The organism is Vibrio ishigakensis (assembly GCF_024347675.1).
GTDB classification, from domain to species: Bacteria; Pseudomonadota; Gammaproteobacteria; order Enterobacterales; family Vibrionaceae; genus Vibrio; species Vibrio ishigakensis.
In genome coordinates this window covers 2,610,457-2,627,057 of sequence record NZ_AP024881.1, presented here as the reverse complement: position 1 = coordinate 2,627,057, position 16,601 = coordinate 2,610,457, and the positions used below count along the sequence as shown (strand labels likewise).

15 protein-coding genes are annotated in these 16,601 nt (G+C 48.4%); 8 read left to right on the top strand and 7 right to left on the bottom strand.

Going from position 1 to position 16,601, the window contains the following annotated elements:
- Positions 1-14: 14 nt before the first annotated feature.
- Genes mreC through tldD form a run of 7 tightly spaced genes read left to right on the top strand, consistent with a single transcriptional unit; the run spans position 15 to position 9,624 of the window.
- Positions 15-911, top strand: a complete 897-nt coding sequence (gene mreC, locus Pcarn_RS12085) for a rod shape-determining protein MreC (RefSeq protein ID WP_261834105.1) — start codon at positions 15-17, stop codon at positions 909-911.
- Positions 904-1,389, top strand: a complete 486-nt coding sequence (mreD, locus tag Pcarn_RS12080) for a rod shape-determining protein MreD (RefSeq protein WP_261834104.1) — start codon at positions 904-906, stop codon at positions 1,387-1,389. Before mreC ends, mreD begins: the two co-directional genes overlap by 8 nt.
- 3 nt (positions 1,390-1,392) lie before the next feature.
- Positions 1,393-1,968 (top strand): Maf family protein, encoded by a 576-nt coding sequence (locus Pcarn_RS12075; RefSeq protein ID WP_261834103.1) that lies wholly within the window; start codon positions 1,393-1,395, stop codon positions 1,966-1,968.
- Between the two features lie 16 nt (positions 1,969-1,984).
- Positions 1,985-3,454: a ribonuclease G gene (gene rng / locus Pcarn_RS12070; protein ID WP_261834102.1), complete on the top strand. Its 1,470-nt coding sequence runs from the start codon at positions 1,985-1,987 to the stop codon at positions 3,452-3,454.
- Between the two features lie 12 nt (positions 3,455-3,466).
- A complete protein-coding gene (locus tag Pcarn_RS12065) occupies positions 3,467-7,333 on the top strand; it encodes a YhdP family protein (protein ID WP_261834101.1) in 3,867 nt (1,288 codons plus the stop codon).
- A 9-nt stretch (positions 7,334-7,342) separates the two neighbouring features.
- Positions 7,343-8,155 carry a carbon-nitrogen hydrolase family protein gene (locus tag Pcarn_RS12060; RefSeq protein ID WP_261834100.1) on the top strand — a complete coding sequence of 271 codons (813 nt, stop codon included), beginning with the start codon at positions 7,343-7,345 and terminating at the stop codon, positions 8,153-8,155.
- A gap of 23 nt (positions 8,156-8,178) precedes the next feature.
- Positions 8,179-9,624, top strand: coding sequence for a metalloprotease TldD (tldD, locus tag Pcarn_RS12055; RefSeq protein WP_261834099.1), 1,446 nt, complete (start codon positions 8,179-8,181; stop codon positions 9,622-9,624).
- Between the two features lie 59 nt (positions 9,625-9,683).
- Here tldD and yjgA read toward each other — a convergent pair whose 3' ends face one another.
- Positions 9,684-10,208 (bottom strand): ribosome biogenesis factor YjgA, encoded by a 525-nt coding sequence (yjgA, locus tag Pcarn_RS12050; RefSeq protein WP_261834098.1) that lies wholly within the window; start codon positions 10,206-10,208, stop codon positions 9,684-9,686.
- A 130-nt stretch (positions 10,209-10,338) separates the two neighbouring features.
- On the opposite strand from yjgA, the gene pmbA reads away from it, so the two are divergent.
- Positions 10,339-11,682, top strand: a complete 1,344-nt coding sequence (gene pmbA, locus Pcarn_RS12045) for a metalloprotease PmbA (protein WP_261834097.1) — start codon at positions 10,339-10,341, stop codon at positions 11,680-11,682.
- A 44-nt stretch (positions 11,683-11,726) separates the two neighbouring features.
- Here pmbA and mgtE read toward each other — a convergent pair whose 3' ends face one another.
- From mgtE to Pcarn_RS12015, 6 genes are all read right to left on the bottom strand, one after another.
- Positions 11,727-13,085: a magnesium transporter gene (gene mgtE / locus Pcarn_RS12040; RefSeq protein WP_261834096.1), complete on the bottom strand. Its 1,359-nt coding sequence runs from the start codon at positions 13,083-13,085 to the stop codon at positions 11,727-11,729.
- A 132-nt stretch (positions 13,086-13,217) separates the two neighbouring features.
- A complete protein-coding gene (locus tag Pcarn_RS12035) occupies positions 13,218-13,490 on the bottom strand; it encodes an HPr family phosphocarrier protein (protein ID WP_261834095.1) in 273 nt (90 codons plus the stop codon).
- A complete protein-coding gene (gene rapZ / locus Pcarn_RS12030; protein ID WP_261834094.1) occupies positions 13,487-14,356 on the bottom strand; it encodes an RNase adapter RapZ in 870 nt (289 codons plus the stop codon). The genes Pcarn_RS12035 and rapZ overlap by 4 nt, the downstream gene beginning before the upstream one ends.
- Positions 14,357-14,365: 9 nt before the next feature.
- Positions 14,366-14,815, bottom strand: coding sequence for a PTS IIA-like nitrogen regulatory protein PtsN (gene ptsN / locus Pcarn_RS12025; protein ID WP_261834093.1), 450 nt, complete (start codon positions 14,813-14,815; stop codon positions 14,366-14,368).
- 2 nt (positions 14,816-14,817) lie between these two features.
- Positions 14,818-15,105 carry a ribosome hibernation promoting factor gene (hpf, locus tag Pcarn_RS12020; RefSeq protein WP_261834092.1) on the bottom strand — a complete coding sequence of 96 codons (288 nt, stop codon included), beginning with the start codon at positions 15,103-15,105 and terminating at the stop codon, positions 14,818-14,820.
- A gap of 21 nt (positions 15,106-15,126) precedes the next feature.
- Positions 15,127-16,593, bottom strand: a complete 1,467-nt coding sequence (locus tag Pcarn_RS12015) for an RNA polymerase factor sigma-54 (protein WP_261834091.1) — start codon at positions 16,591-16,593, stop codon at positions 15,127-15,129.
- Between the last annotated feature and the right edge of the window lie 8 nt (positions 16,594-16,601).

Here is a 16,601-nt window from a genome sequence, read left to right as displayed (position 1 = left end):
TTGGGTAGTAAAATATGAATCCAATTTTTGGCAGGGGTCCATCCCTGCAACTGCGACTCTTTTTTGCCGTTCTCCTATCAGCCAGCTTAATGTTGGCTGATAGTCGTTTTGACGCCTTTTCAAATGTTCGCTACGTGTTGAGCAGCGCTGTCTCTCCTATTCAGTATGCAGCAGACCTGCCAAGGGCCATGTTTGCTGGCTTTTACGAGCGTATGAGCAGCAAGCAAGAGGTGCTGACCACCAACAAAGCCTTGCGTGAAGAACTGCTTCGTATGAAGAGCGATCTGACGCTACTTGCTCAATATCGTGAAGAGAATAAGCGCTTTCGTAAGCTTCTTGGCTCGTCCTTTGTGCGAGACGAGAAGAAAGTGGTTACTGAAGTAATGGCAGTAGACTCGTCTTCATATCATCAGCAAGTTGTTATTGATAAAGGTCGTGTAGACGGTGTTTATCAAGGCCAGCCTGTATTGAATGAAAGTGGTATCGTTGGACAGGTTGCTGAGGTATCGGCGCATAATAGCCGTGTACTGCTACTTCCAGATTCTAACTCCGCAATCCCGGTGCAGGTGATTCGTAATGACATTCGCGTAATTGCAGCGGGTACTGGCAACCTTAGTGAGATGCAACTTCAGCATATCCCAAGTAACTTCGATATCGAAGAAGGGGACGTGTTGGTGTCATCTGGCCTTGGTGGTATATACCCTGAAGGCTATCCGGTGGGGACGGTGACGGATGTGGTTATCGACAATCATCGACCGTTCTCAACTATCGTCGCAACCCCAGCAGTAGATTTTGGTCGTTTGCGTTATCTGCTTTTGGTTTGGCCTGAGCAGAAGCCTCAAGAGATCAAGTTTGAACCAGAAACTCCTGAGCCACAGGTTCCAGATGTAGAGGCAGAAGCGAATGAATAATATTCTGCATAGTAAGCTGGTTATCTGGGTTACTTTCTTTATTGCCCTTATCCTGCAAACCATTCCATGGCCGGGCACACTAGATGTTCTGCGCCCTTCGTGGCTAATTCTGGTTACCTGTTATTGGGTGATGGCGGCGCCGCACCGTGTGAATGTCGGTACGGGGTTGATCTTAGGTCTTATCTGGGATTTGCTTCTTGGCTCTACCTTGGGTGTGCGCGGTCTGGTGATGTCTATCGTCACCTATCTAGTCGCGATCAACTTCCTTGTAATGCGTAACATGGCGCTATGGCAACAGGCATTCATTATTGCCTTGCTGACTATGCTTGGAGTGCTTATCGAGTTCTTCGGTGAGTTTGTAGTGCAGGATGTGATCTTTAATCCAGCCTCTCTGTGGGTAGGTTTGATCAACGGTATCCTTTGGCCATGGTTATTCTTGTTGCTACGTCGTGTACGCCGCTCATGGCGGGTGAGGTAAGAGATGAAAAAGTCATTGATCTTGGCCTCAGGCTCGCCACGAAGAAAAGAACTTTTATCTCAGCTTGGTTATGATTTCACTATACTTATCAGTGATATAGAAGAGCAGATTCAAGAGCAAGAGACCGCAACTGAATACGTACAGCGTCTAGCCTCCGAAAAGGCGCAAGCGGTCTTTCAAGACCTGTCTGATGAGGACAAGGCAACTAAGGTGGTTTTGGGCGCAGATACGGTTGTCACCATAGACAATCGCGTTCTAGAAAAACCAAAAGATTTGCACCACAGCACACAAATGTTGTCTGACCTATCAGGAAAGCAGCATCAGGTGATGACGGCTGTGTGCGCGTATAGCCAAGCTGGCGCGCAAACCATTATTTGTATTACCGACGTGTGGTTCAAAACCATTAGCCAACAAGAAATCGAAGAATATTGGCAAACGGGTGAACCATGCGACAAAGCAGGAAGCTACGGCATTCAAGGTATTGGCGGGAAATTTGTCACGCGCATCGAGGGAAGTTATCACTCGGTTGTAGGCCTACCTTTGTATGAGACCGAGCAGCTCTTGCACCAGTTTTTATAAGATTTAGAGGTGCGCTATGAGTGCTGAGTTATTGATCAACTCGACCCCGAGTGAGACTCGTGTGGCGATGATTGAGGGTGGAGTTCTCCAAGAGGTTCATGTTGAACGTGAATCTCGCCGAGGTATTGTTGGAAACATCTATAAAGGTCGCGTGAGTCGCGTTCTACCAGGAATGCAGGCGGCTTTTGTCGACATTGGCCTAGAAAAGGCGGCCTTTCTACATGCTTCAGACATTGTTCCTCACACTGAGTGTGTGGCAGAGAACGAGAAGCAACAGTTTCAGGTAAAAGATATCTCTGAGCTGGTGCGTCAAGGTCAAGACATCGTTGTTCAGGTGGTGAAAGATCCGCTGGGTACCAAGGGTGCTCGCCTAACCACAGATATTACCCTTCCATCACGCTATCTAGTGTTTATGCCTGGTGCGAGCCATGTGGGTGTTTCTCAGCGTATCGAGTCTGAATGCGAGCGTGAACGCCTGAAGAAGATCGTTGCACCATATTGCAACGATGCAGGCGGCTTTATTATCCGCACCGCAGCCGAGGGTGCAGACGAGAAAGAGCTAGAGCAAGATGCCGCTTTTCTAAAGCGTCTTTGGGAAAAGATCATGGAGCGCCGCTCTAAGTACATCACTCGCTCAACTCTATACGGTGAGCTAGGTCTAGCCCAGCGTATCCTGCGTGACTTTGTGGGCACCGAGCTATCTCAGATCCAAGTGGACTCGCGCATGGTGTTTGAGTCTCTAGAAGAGTTCACCGAAGAATTTGTACCTGAGCTAACCAGTAAGCTAGCCCTGTATGATGGCGATAAGCCTATCTTCGATATGTACGACGCAGAGAACGAGATTCAGCGTTCTCTTGAGCGTAAGGTACCATTGAAATCAGGTGGTTACCTTATTATCGACCAGACAGAAGCAATGACTACGGTTGATATCAACACCGGTGCCTTTGTCGGACGTCGCAACCTAGAAGAGACCATCTTCAACACCAACCTTGAAGCGACAGAGGCGATTGCTCGCCAACTTCGTCTGCGTAACCTTGGCGGTATTATCATTATCGACTTTATCGATATGAGCAGTGATGAACACCGCAAGCGCGTACTCGCTTCTCTAGAAGCTGCGCTAGACAACGACCGCGTGAAAACCAACATTAATGGCTTCACTCAGCTTGGTCTTGTTGAGATGACCCGCAAGCGCACTCGTGAGAGTATCGAGCATATCCTGTGTTCAGATTGCCCTGCGTGTGAAGGTCGCGGCTCGGTAAAGACGGTAGAAACCGTATGCTACGAGGTACTTCGTGAGATCACTCGTGTAAACCGCGCCTACGATGCCGACAAGTTCTTGGTGTATGCCTCTCCATCGGTAGCCGAGGCGTTAAATGGTGAAGAGTCACACGCGCTGGCTGAGCTAGAACTGTTTATCGGTAAAGAGGTCAAGGTGTCGTCGGAGCCACTCTATATTCAAGAGCAGTTCGACGTAGTCATGATGTAAGGTAGCGCGAACTTGGCTTCATTTACGGTTCGCCTAGAGCGATGCTTACTATCTCTGTTGGTTATAGTGTTTGTCCTGATGGCAGTTTTAGTCACGGGACTGCGCATCGCTTTGCCACGCCTAGACGCTTATCAACAAGAGATTCAAACCTGGGTTAATGATGCCTCGGGTTTGGATTTTGAGATTGGCTCAGTAAAAGGCTTTTGGCGAAACACCCATCCCTCGCTATCCCTATCTGATCTTCAAGCCAACCTCAGTGGTGGTGTCAAAGAGTTTTCTGTCAAACAGGTGGACGTTGAGTTCGACCTGCTTCAATCCCTGTTTGCCTTGCGCCCACAAGTAAGCGAGCTAGTGGTGGACGGTATTCATGTCGATATCAGTGGTATCGACCTGTTTGCTTCTTCTGAAGAAGAGCAACCAAGTTCTAACGACGGCAAGATGATTCGTCAGTTGGAGCGTCTGCTCCTACGCCAGCTAAATGAGTTCTCCCTTACCAACTCCAGTATCGTTTTCAATGACATTGCAGGCGAAAGGCGTGAGGTCGATATCGAGCGTCTCAACTGGCTCAACCAAGACCGTCGCCACCGCGCCGAGGGTGAGGTAACGGTTAAGGATGTGCAGCTTAACAGCGTTAGCGTTATTGCCGATTTCACCGACCACGATGGCCTTTCTAGCATCAGTGGTGATTTTTATCTACAAGGCAAAAACTTCGACATTACCCCATGGGTCAAGCCATACCTTGCTGAAGGTGTTGAGGTCGAGAAAGGGCGTGTCAGCCTAAATACTTGGATTACCCTAGACAAGAATAAGCCTGTTGATGCCTACCTTGAGGTTTCTCCTTCTGAATTGAAGTGGAGAGAGCCATCGGGTGAGGAAAACTCGCTGGTACTCAATAGCGGTGTAATGAAGCTTGAGCCTCAGGGTGAAGGCTTCCAGGTTAACGCACAAGACCTATCGCTAAGCACTAATCAGCAGAAGTGGCCAGATATCAATTTTGCCCTGCAATGGGCACCAGAGAAGTGGTCAGTAAACGCCAATAAACTTCAGCTTGAACGCTTAGCGCCTATCCTTGACCTTCTGCCTGATATGCAAGAGACAGACGCTTGGGTAGAGAGGGTGCAGCTAGGTGGTAGTGTTGAAGATATTCGCGTTTCAATGGGCAAAGATATCGACTCTTTGCGCTACTCGGCGACCCTGAAACAAGGGCGAATGAATTACTGGGAGCTGATCCCTGGCTTCCATACCCTGCAGGCGAAAGTTGCGGGTAATATACACAAGGCCAATGCCAAGGTTTCCCTTCTGGATGATACCCTGCCTTACGGACAAGTATTCCAAGCGCCACTTAGAGTGCGACAAGCACAGGTAGACGTAGTTTGGGAAATCTCAGATGATGGCTGGAGTTTGTGGGCAGATAAGGTCTCTGTAGCGACGCCAGATCTTCAGGTATTAGGCGCCTTTAAGCTCGATTTCCCAAAGAATGCGCCTGCATTTCTTTCCTTCTATGCTGAGGCTGACCTTCTCGATGCAGGTCAAACCTGGCGTTACCTACCAACCCTTGCCATGGGACAGAGCCTAACCGACTATCTATCTGAGGGTATTCGTGGTGGTAAGGTGCACACAGCGAAACTGCTTTGGTACGGTGAGCTGTCTAAATTCCCGTATAACGATAACAGCGGTATTTTCCAAGCATGGGTACCACTGCGACAGACCCGCTTTAGCTTTAGTAGCGCTTGGCCTCCACTGACTGATATGCAACTCGACTTGCTGTTCCAGAATGAGACCATGTTCCTCGACTCACGCGATGCCAAGCTTCTAGATATCAAGGCTCAGCGTATCTCTGGCCAAATCCCTAGAATGGCGGGTGATGGTCATATCGAGATCTTTGCGGCGGCTAAAGCGAAAGGTTCTGACGTTCGTGATTATATGAACGCCTCTCCACTGGTTGATTCTGTGGGTGCGACACTGACTACAATCGATATCGGTGGTGAGGTCGAATCTCAGTTTGAGCTTTATATACCTTTCAATGAGGGGGTGGAGTCTCGGGCTTGGGGTTATGCAGACCTCAAAGATAACGATATCAATATCAGCTCTCCACCTATGACCTTAAAGAAGGCGACAGGGCGTATCACCTTTGACAACGACCTAGTCAGTTCTTCTGGCTTGAGCGCCAATCTGCTAGATCAACCTATCTCTTTAGATTTCACCGGTCAAAATGCTGAGCGTGGCTATGACACCAGGATCGACCTTGTGGGTGATTGGCAGGTTAAACCGCTGATCCCTTACTTGGGTAAAACCTGGCTTGAGCCGGTTTCTGGACACGCGCCGTGGAACATGGGCATAGACCTACAGATTAATGATGTGGGCTTTACTTACCAGCTAGATACCAAGGCTAATCTGAAATACCTGAAGAGTACCTATCCGGCACCTCTTGCGAAAGAGTCGGGAGTTGCAGGGCTTGCTCGCTTGCAGGCGTCTGGCAACCAAGAGTCTATTTCGGCACGACTTCAGATCCCGAATGCTAAATTCCAGACTGAGATTGAGCTAGATAAAGGTCAGCCTAAGCTTGTTGCAACTAATACGGTGATAGGCGCGGGCAGCTTTCGTGTCAGCCCTATCGTTGGACACAATGCGTCGTTACGACTGCCTGAGTTTGACCTAGATGCCTGGATAGATATCTTAAAGACCCCAACAACTGGGCCTAAGCCACTGGTTAGTGAGTTGAATGCGCCAGAGCTACCAATGCCAAATCGTATTCGTGTAGAAACGGATACCCTTAAAGTGGGCAACCTAGATTGGGACAGCGTTAACTTTACGGCGAGGCGCATGTCCGATAAGTGGCAATATTCGGTGGATAGTTCACAGATAAAGGGCAGTGCTGAATATGACGGTAAAGACCTAACCGCGAATCTATCCCAGCTTCAGCTTTATATCTCTGAGCCCGAGAAGATTGTTGATGATGTGGCAGTGGTTGAGGAAGAAGAGCAGCCACTTATCACTGAATTCGACCGAGACTTCTTCAACAAGATGCCGAATGTTGACCTGAAGATCGATGACTTTTGGATGCAAGGCTACAAGGTTGGTAGCGTAGACATAGTAATGAAGCGCGATGGCAATCGCATGCTGTGGGACAAAGCTAACTTTAACAGTGGTACCTCTAGTATCGAAGCTAGCGGTTGGTGGGATCTGACCGATGAGACCAGTCGTTCTCATCTGGATATCAAAGGTAAGGGTGATGATAATTCAGAAATTATGGCTCGCTTTGGTATCGATTCTGGGATACAGAAGGCGCCATTTGAGATTAGCTCGTCTTTGGACTGGGATGGTTCACCATGGAATATGCGTGTGAATACTTTGTCGGGCACTATGGAGACAGAATTTGGCCGTGGTGTGATTACCGATGTGGGTGGCGCGGCTAAACTTCTAGGTATGTTTAGCCTAGACTCTATCATTCGTCGTATGCAATTAGACTTTACCGACGTATTCGACCAAGGCTTAGCCTTTAACTCTATTAAGGGTACTGGCAAGCTAGAAAAGGGTATCTTCGTTACCAATGATATCGAGATGGACTCTATCTCTGGTGACCTATCTATCAAAGGACTTGCTAACCTGAATACACAGATGGTGGATGCTGAGGTGACCTTTAGCCCAGATTTAACCTCAGGCTTGCCTATGCTGACCGCCTTTGCGGTAGCACCGCAAACCGCCTTGTATGTATTAGCCATCAGTACGGTAGTAGCACCTGTGGTTGAGGTTATTACTCAGGTAACCTATGAGGTTAAGGGACCGATGAATTCGCCTCAGGTTAGGGAAAAATCACGTCGCAAGGGCGACTATGAGATTCCAAACGAATACCGTAAGGAAGCTCAAGCAGGCAAATAGGAGAAAGCCATGTCTTCAGCCAAGGTTGGCCTGATTCAGATGTGTTCTACCGATGATCTAGAACACAACCTGAGCTATATCGAGCAGCAGGTCATTGAGCTTGCAAGGGATGGGTGCAAGTTGATTGTCACTCCAGAAAACTGCCTGATGTTTGCCGATAAAGATTCCTACTTCGCCATCGCTGAACCCATTGGCGCGGGCCCCATACAAAAGCGATTAAGTGAGATAGCGTCACAGAATGGAGTCTGGTTGGTTGTCGGTTCGTTTCCAACCCAAGCAAACGAGGGTAAGCTCTATTCAAGTTGCTTAGTATTCGATGACCTTGGGCTGCTGGTAAGCAGTTACAACAAGATTCACCTGTTTGATGTGGATGTCGACGATGAGCACGGTAGCTATCGTGAGTCAGCTACCTTTGCCCATGGCGAAGAAACACGCGTGGTGAACACTCCTGTAGGAAGGGTCGGTCTATCTATCTGTTACGATGTACGCTTTGCTAACCTGTATCGAAAACTTAGGCTAGATAGAGCCGAGGTTATGATAGTCGCGGCAGCTTTTACTGCAGTGACTGGCGAGGCGCACTGGGAAACCCTATTAAAAGCTCGAGCCATTGAAAATCAGGTATACGTGATAGGCGTTGGGCAGTGTGGTTATCATACCGAGAGTCGTCAAACCTGGGGGCATTCTATGGTAATAGACCCTTGGGGAAATAAGGTTTGTCAGTCAGCGATGACGCCATCAAACCTGCAAGCAGAAATACATTTGTCAGAAGTGGAACGAGTGAGGCGATTGATGCCGGTTACCGAACACTTTCGCGCACTTTAAGCCTTTATTTTTAAGAGTTGTTTATGACATTACAGCAAGTAGAACAAGAACTTTTGGCACCCACTGGCTTGGATGAAGCCAAGATTGGAGAGACACTAGCTACTATCGCATCGCGTGATGTGGACTATGCGGATATCTATTTTCAATCTAGCTGGCATGAGACCCTAGTGCTTGAAGATAGCATCATCAAAGATGGTTCATTCAACATCGACCGTGGTGTGGGCGTTCGAGCGGTAAGCGGTGAGAAGACTGGTTTTGCATACTCGGATCAGATCCAAGCCGATAGCCTACATCAAAGTGCCTTAGCAGCACGTGGTATTGCTCAGCAAGGTCAGAGCGGTCGAGTGCAGGCGTTTTCACGCCATCACGATGCGCCTCATTATCAAGCGGTGAACCCGCTAGAGAGCCTAGATAAGATACGTAAGATCGAGCTTCTAAAAGAACTAGATGTTTATATCCGTACTAAAGAGCCGTTGATCTCTGAGGTGAACATCAGTCTAAGCGGTGTCTATGAGCAGATGCTAGTGGCCGCAACTGACGGTACCTATGCGGCTGATATAAGGCCTTTGGTTCGTTTATCTATCAGCGTATTAGCACAGCGTGGCGATCGTCGTGAGCGCGGCTCATCTGGTGGTGGCGGTCGCTACGACTATCAATACTTCCTTGAGCAAGATGGCGGTAAGACAGTAGCTTTGCGCTTTGCTGATGAAGCGATTCGCTTAGCTCTAGTGAATCTAGAATCTGAAGCTGCTCCTGCTGGCGCTATGCCAGTGGTATTGGGCGCAGGCTGGCCAGGTGTGCTTCTGCATGAAGCGGTAGGTCATGGCCTAGAGGGTGATTTTAACCGTAAAGAGTCGTCTGTATTCTCAGGAAAGGTTGGAGAGAAGGTAACTTCTGATCTCTGTACCATCGTCGATGACGGCACCTTACTGGATCGTCGTGGCTCTCTGAATATCGATGATGAGGGTGTGGAAGGCCAATACAACACCTTGATCGAAAACGGTGTGCTTAAAGGCTATATGCAAGACAAGCTTAACGCGCGTCTGATGGGTGTAAAACCTACCGGTAATGGTCGTCGTGAGTCGTTTGCTCACCTTCCTATGCCTCGTATGACTAACACCTATATGCTTCCTGGTCAGCATAGCCCAGAAGAGATCATCTCTACGGTTGAGAAAGGCCTGTATGCGCCAAGCTTTGCTGGTGGTCAGGTGGATATCACCTCAGGTAAGTTCGTGTTCTCTACCTCTGAGGCGTATCTGATTGAAAACGGTAAGATCACTCGCCCAGTAAAAGGCGCTACTTTGATTGGCTCAGGTATCGAAGCCATGCAACAGGTCTCTATGGTGGGTAACGATCTAGAGTTGGATAAAGGTGTTGGTGTGTGTGGCAAGGCCGGTCAAAGTGTACCTGTAGGCGTTGGTCAACCAACCCTTAAGCTAGACAGCATCACTGTGGGTGGTACCGAGTAATCACCCAGAAAAATGAAAAAGGCCTGCTTGATAGCAGGCCTTTGTGTTTCTGAAGCTTATTAAGCGTCGTCGTTAAGCTCTTTTAGCGTTTGGAAAATCTCGCGGTATGCCTTAGGTGGCTTACTCTGTTTTTTCTCTTTGTTTGCCTGACGCACTAGCTGGCGCAAACGCTGGCGGTCAGCACTCGGGAATTTCTCTAGCACCTCTTCGATAGCACTGTCGCCTTCTTCAACTAGGCGGTCACGCAAGGCTTCTAGCTTGTGCAGTTCTGCCGATGCTTGTGCGTGTTTGTTACGAACCTTATCTAGCGCTGCTTGGATTGGTTCAGGCTCGATCTGACGCATCAGCTTACCGATATATTGCAGTTGGCGACGCTTGGCTTCATTTTTGAAGCGCTGTGCATCTTTGATGGCTTCAGCAAGGTCATCTGGTAGCGGGAATTTCTCCAATACAGAAGGCTTTAGTCCCACTAGTTCTTCACCTAGCTTTTGCAGTGCTTCCATATCTTCTTTCATCTCGGTCTTACTTACCCAGATGATCTCTTCTTCCTCTTCCCAAGGGGCTTTTTGGTTTTTTCGTGCCATGTGATGCTCTTAATTACTCAATTCTTTGCGCGTAATTCGCTTGATGCCAGTTATTTTAACAAACAAAGTGGGGAGAAAGCGAAAAGCTTGTTATTCTAACCATAATTGCCTGCAAATAATTGATTTAAATATGGACGCTAGACAACGAATTGCCCAACAAAAAACTGAACTGGAACAAGCAGTAGCCCGAGCGCTGGAATTAGCGAAGGTGGGTGCTGATGCCGCTGAAGTCGCTATCAACAAGTCGACTGGCTTGAGTGTCTCAACTCGTATGTGCGAGGTAGAGAACGTTGAATTCAACAGCGACGGTGCACTTGGAGTGACGGTTTATCGCGGGCAACGCAAGGGTAGTGCGTCTACGTCTGATCTCAGTGAAAAGGCCATAGCTCAAACGGTGGCGGCCGCGCTTGATATTGCGAAGTACACCTCTGAAGACCCATGTGCAGGCCCAGGCCCTGCAGAGCTTATGGTTAAGGAAGTGAAAGACCTTGACCTGTTCCACCCTGATGAGCCAGATCCAGACCAAGCGGCTAAGCTGGCCATTGAAGCTGAGCAAGCTGCGCTAAGCTACAGCGACAAGATCAAGCAAAGTGATGGTGCGAGCTATGATAGCCATTATGGTATCCGTGTTTATGGTAACTCTCATGGCGTACTTGCTAGCTATCCGTCGAGTCGCCACAGCATCAGCTGCTGTGTTATTGGTGTGGGTGACAATGAGACCATGGAGCGTGACTACAGCTACTCAGTGGCTCGTCGCTCACAAGACCTATGGACACCTGAGACAGTAGGCATCAAGGCCGCTAAGCGCACCACAGACCGTTTGGATGCACAGCAGATCCCAACCGGCGAATATCCAGTAATGTTCCTTGCCGATGTGGCGACCGGTCTTATGGGGCACCTTGCGACTGCCATCAGTGGTGGGAGCCTGTATCGTAAGTCGTCATTCCTTCTAGACCACCTTGGTAAGAAGATCCTACCGGAATGGTTTAACGTGATTGAACGTCCGCACACACTACGTGGCCTAGCATCTACTCCATTTGACAGTGAAGGTGTGCAGACTAAGGATTACGACATCATCTCTGATGGCATCTTGGCGACCTATCTTCTGACGAGCTACTCGGCACGTAAGCTAAACATGACCACAACCGGTCACGCTGGTGGTATCCACAACTGGTTCGTTCAATCTACCGGTCAAGACTTCGATGCCATGCTAAAAGAGCTAGGTACAGGCTTCCTAGTTACAGAGTTAATGGGTCAAGGCGTGAACGGCGTGACTGGCGATTACTCTCGAGGTGCAGCAGGTTTCTGGGTTGAGAACGGCAAGATCCAATATCCAGTGTCTGAGGTAACGGTTGCAGGTAACCTTAAGGATATGTTCCAACGCATTGTTGCTGTGGGTAATGATGTGGAGACCCGCTCTCAGATCCAAACCGGTTCAATGCTGATTGAATCAATGAAGGTTGCGGGCAACTAACTCAAACCAATTAAACGAAAAAACGAGCCAAACGGCTCGTTTTTTTATACCAAGAATAGGGTAGCGAGGCCTAAGAACACTGATAGGCCGACCACGTCGGTAATTGTGGTAAGGGCCATACCGCCTGCAAGGGCAGGGTCGATATTCATCTTCTTCAGCACAATAGGCACGGATACACCTGCTATGCCTGCAATGAGAAGGTTGGTGAGCATAGCCCCAGAGATAATGATCCCCAACAACCAGTCGCCTTTCCATACCACTACGATAGCGCCGATGATCAGCGCCCAAAGGATACCGTTTAGAAGGCCGATAGCCGCTTCCTTAAACAGTAGCTCTTTGCGGTTACTGTCACCGATATGACCTAGGGCAAGGCCACGGATAACCAGAGCTACCGTCTGGTTGCCAGCAACACCACCCATAGAAGGCACGATAGTCATCAAGATAGCGATGGCCGCCATCTGTTCGAGGGTGGCTTCAAATAGGTTCGATACTGAGGCTGCAGCTAGGGCTGCAAGCACGTTTGCTCCGAGCCAGACGCTGCGTCGTCTTGCGGATTTAAATACAGGGGCGAAGGTATCTTCGTCGTCATCCATACCCGCCATACTCATCATCGAGTGCTCAGCGTCCTCACGGATAACGTCTACCACGTCATCGATGGTGATACGACCGACCAGTTTCTGGTCTTCGTCAACAACCGGCGCTGATACCCAATTTCGACGTTCAAACAGGCTGGCTACATCGGTATCACTTAGGTCTACTGAGATCGCTTCATCAGCGTCCGTCATTACCTCAGAAACCTGCACATCAGGCTGAGTGGTTAGCAAAATAGATAGAGAAAGGTTACCAATCAGTCTGTCATCGTCATCAAGTACATACAGGGTATCGGTTTGATCCGGTAGTTCGCCCTTAATACGCATATAGCGAAGAACAACATCGATCTCTACGTCACCACGGATAGTGATAACGTCGGTGCTCATTAGACTACCGGCGGTATCTTCCTCGTACGACAGTGCCTTCTCGACCCTCTGCCTATCGGCGGTATCCATTTGGTCGAGAACTTGTTGTGATAGATCGTCAGGCAGGCTTCGAAGTACGTAAGCTACGTCATCGGTTTCTAGACCTTCGGTCGCTTCGGCGAGTCGGTCTGGTGCCATCTTGGAGACTAGGCTGTCTTTAACGTCCTCATTCAGTTCGTCGAGGATTTCACCATAGTCTTCAGGGTCTGTGAGTTGCCACAGAACTTCACGGCTTTTACGAGGAGAGGCTTCGAGTAGGTGCGCAATATCCTCTGGCTCCATACTCTGCAGTTGGCGCCGAACAAAGACAAAACGACCGTTATCTAAAGCATCGCTGACTTCTTGGAGGGTTTGGTGGGCTTGATCAAATTCGATCTGTTCCGCCATTGTTTGCCCCCGCTTGATGCTGATTTGATGGTATAGAGGATATTAGCCTATTTTAGGATAAGGGTTAATAACTTCTTATAAATCCTATGGATATAGAGGGGTTAAACGCATTAGCTGGCGAATTATTGTTCGTTAGTCGTCTTCTTCGAACTTACCTTCAATAAGCTCACTGATAGCTGAGATGGCCTGTTTAGCTTCACTACCATCGGCGGTAATGGTGATCTGCTCACCTTGACCTGACTCAAGCATTAATAGGCCCATTACGCTGTCGGCTTCGGCCTCACCTTCATCGTTACTCAGGATAACCTTGGCATCGAAGCCTTGAGCAAGCTCTACCAGCTTAACCGCCGCTCGAGCGTGCAAGCCCAAGCGGTTTTGAATTAATAAAGTGCGGGATTCTGTCACTGATCTTTCTCTAATTGGGTGTGACGGATAAGGACATTATGGCCCTTTTGCAAGAAGTACTCACCGATCTGCTGGGTAAGGAATACCGAGCGGTGCTTACCACCAGTACAACCGATAGCGACCGTCAGGTAACTCCGATTGTTCTTTTCTAGGGCAGGCAACCAGCGTTCAATAAACTCTTCTATCTGACGCTTAAGGTCGACCACATCTTCAAAGCCATATAGGTAATCTTGGATAGGTTTATCCAATCCAGTTAAAGGCCTTAGCTCAGGCTCCCAATGCGGGTTGGGTAAGAAACGCACGTCAAACACATAGTCCACATCAGCAGGTAGTCCGTGCTTAAAGCCAAAGGACTCAAACACCATCACCAACTCTTGTCCATCCCGACCTAGGACACGCTTTCTCACCAGTTCGCTCAGCTCATGGATAGAGAGCTTGCTGCTGTCTATCACCAAGTCAGCACGCTCTTTAAGGTGTGAGAGTAGGTGGCGCTCTTCAACGATAGCTTGGTGTAGTGAGCGACTTTCTTGCGAAAGTGACAGAGGGTGGATACGCCTAGTCTCGCTATAGCGTTTCACTAGCGTCTGCTCATTGGCTTCGAGGAATAGGACTGTGACTGAGATGGACTTATCCAGCGAGTCGAGAATGAAGTTTACTTGGTTTGGATCATGGGGCAGGTTGCGGATATCGATACTCACCGCAACTTGTTTTTGTTTAAAGCTTAGACCTTGTACAAAGGCGCTAAGTAGGTTGACGGGCAGGTTATCAACACAGTAATAACCCAGGTCTTCAAGTGCGCGCAAAGCAACACTTTTACCACCGCCGGAGTTGCCGCTTACCACTACTAGTTGGCGTGGTTCAGACATTTGTCTCTCCTAGGCCTTATCAACCATGATTTCAAATAGCTCTTCGTCGCTTTCAGCGTGACGAAGGCGTTTGGTAATAGCCTTGTCATTCAGGCGCTCAGCCATGCAAGACAAGGTTTTTAGGTGTTCTTTGCATTGGTCTTCTGGAACCAATAGAGCGAAAAGAAGGTCAACCGGACGGTTGTCGATAGAATCGAATTCGATGGCTTCTTCGCATTGCAATAACACAGCAATGGCTTTGTCTGTGTTTGTCATACGAGCATGGGGAATGGCAATCCCATTTCCGATGCCGGTGCTACCGAGTTTTTCTCTGCCTAACATACACTCGAACAATTCGGTTGAGTCTTGGCCGGTGTGAGTGGCAGCTATTTCACTGATGAGCTCTAGAGCTCGTTTTTTACTTGAACATTGGACCGCACTCTTGGTGCAGTCCAAAGACAATACTTCACTGATTTGCATGGTTAATGACTGTTTAATTTCTCTTTATGCTTAGTCAACTGACGTACCAGTTTGTCGACTAGGCTATCGATGGCAGCATACATGTTTTCTTCATCCGCTGCTGCGTGAATGTCGCCTTGGCTTACGTGTAGTGTAGCTTCTGCAATATGGTTTACTTTTTCTAGCTTCAGGATAACGTGCACATTGGTGATGTGCTCAAAGAATCGCTCTAATTTTTGGAATTTGCTATTTACATACTCTTGAAGTGAATCAGTTAGCTCAACGTGGTGGCCTTTAATATTGATTTGCATAAGCGTTCCTTCTATTGGTGCCTAAACTAGGCGTTTTCGCTGACTAGACGGAGCAATGCCGAGGGACTCTCGGTATTTAGCCACGGTACGTCTAGCGACTTTAACTCCTTGATCAGCGAGTAGGGTGGCAATTTTGTTATCACTTAATGGTTTGGCGCCATTTTCCTCGGCAACCAATTTTTTTATCATGGCACGTATCGCAGTGGAGGATTTATCCTCACCCTCGTCATTGCTCACGTGACTCGAGAAGAAATATTTTAGTTCAAAAACCCCTCTCGGTGTGTGCATAAATTTCTGAGTTGTGACACGTGATATAGTCGACTCATGCATATCAATAGCGAGGGCAACATCGTTTAGGATCATAGGCTGCATCGCCTCTTCACCCTTGTCGAAAAATGCCTGCTGGTTCTCGACGATACACTTAGCGACCTTGAGTAAGGTTTCATTGCGGTTTTCCAAGCTACGAATCAACCATTTTGCTTCTTGCAGTTGGTCTTTAATGTACTGACTTTCGCGACTGTCGCTGACTGACATAGAGGCGTAGGTCTGATTTACATCAAGCTGTGGAATATTGGCGTTATTTAGGGATACCGTCCATTTACCGTTGGCTTTGAACACATACACATCTGGCGTGACGTATTCGATTCCGTTTTCGCCGATCTGACTGCCAGGCCTAGGATCCAAACGCTGGATTAGTTGCAAAACCTCAATCAATTCACTCTCTTTGAGCTTAGTTTCTTTCACGATCATTTTGTAGTCGCGATTAGCCAAATGTTGGATTTGATTTTGCAGTATCTGGCGCGCTTCTTGTTTCCAAGGTGTGTTGTCTTCCAGAGCATCCAATTGCAGTAGCAAACACTCTTGCAGATTGCGAGAACCGACACCAAGAGGTTCAAACTGTTGAATGCGTTTTAGAACCGCTACAACCTCATCTTCCTCTAGGTCTTCAAGCGCTAGACTCGCGGTAATATCGGTAACGGATAGGGTCAGGAAGCCTTGGTCATCGATAGCATCTATGATGGCTAGGGCAATGGCATGGTCGGTTTCGCTAAATGGCGTCAGCTCCACCTGCCAAAGCAAATGGTCATAAAGATTGGTTTGCGTTTCACCCTGATAAATCGGCAGTTCATCATCAGCGGCAATACCTGTATTGCCAGAATTGGCGCTATACACCTCATCCCAAGAGGTATCTACGGCGAGGTCGTCGTTGAGGGAGTTTTGCTCCATCATCTCAGCGCTATCGGGAGAGGCAGGTTCGCTGTCTTGTGCAGTCTCTGGTGTATCGGAATTGTTTTCAGCGTTGTTCTTTGGCTCGTCAGTTTGAGTCATGCCTTCTTCGACTATCTCTAACAGAGGATTGGAGTCTAAGGCTTCTTGGATCTCTTGCTGAAGGTCGAGGCTAGAGAGTTGCAACAGGCGTATAGCTTGTTGCAACTGCGGAGTCATCGCTAGCTGTTGTCCGAATTTGAGTTGTAAGGCCGCTTTCATGATTCGAC

Excerpts from the sequence above, each read along its gene's own strand:
- mreC (WP_261834105.1), top strand. The coding sequence starts at position 15 with ATGAATCCAATTTTTGGCAGGGGTCCATCCCTGCAACTGCGACTCTTT.
- mreD (WP_261834104.1), top strand. The coding sequence starts at position 904 with ATGAATAATATTCTGCATAGTAAGCTGGTTATCTGGGTTACTTTCTTT.
- Pcarn_RS12075 (WP_261834103.1), top strand. The coding sequence starts at position 1,393 with ATGAAAAAGTCATTGATCTTGGCCTCAGGCTCGCCACGAAGAAAAGAA.
- rng (WP_261834102.1), top strand. The coding sequence starts at position 1,985 with ATGAGTGCTGAGTTATTGATCAACTCGACCCCGAGTGAGACTCGTGTG.
- Pcarn_RS12060 (WP_261834100.1), top strand. The coding sequence starts at position 7,343 with ATGTCTTCAGCCAAGGTTGGCCTGATTCAGATGTGTTCTACCGATGAT.
- tldD (WP_261834099.1), top strand. The coding sequence starts at position 8,179 with ATGACATTACAGCAAGTAGAACAAGAACTTTTGGCACCCACTGGCTTG.
- yjgA (WP_261834098.1), bottom strand. The coding sequence starts at position 10,208 with ATGGCACGAAAAAACCAAAAAGCCCCTTGGGAAGAGGAAGAAGAGATC.
- pmbA (WP_261834097.1), top strand. The coding sequence starts at position 10,339 with ATGGACGCTAGACAACGAATTGCCCAACAAAAAACTGAACTGGAACAA.
- mgtE (WP_261834096.1), bottom strand. The coding sequence starts at position 13,085 with ATGGCGGAACAGATCGAATTTGATCAAGCCCACCAAACCCTCCAAGAA.
- rapZ (WP_261834094.1), bottom strand. The coding sequence starts at position 14,356 with ATGTCTGAACCACGCCAACTAGTAGTGGTAAGCGGCAACTCCGGCGGT.
- ptsN (WP_261834093.1), bottom strand. The coding sequence starts at position 14,815 with ATGCAAATCAGTGAAGTATTGTCTTTGGACTGCACCAAGAGTGCGGTC.
- hpf (WP_261834092.1), bottom strand. The coding sequence starts at position 15,105 with ATGCAAATCAATATTAAAGGCCACCACGTTGAGCTAACTGATTCACTT.
- Pcarn_RS12015 (WP_261834091.1), bottom strand. The coding sequence starts at position 16,593 with ATGAAAGCGGCCTTACAACTCAAATTCGGACAACAGCTAGCGATGACT.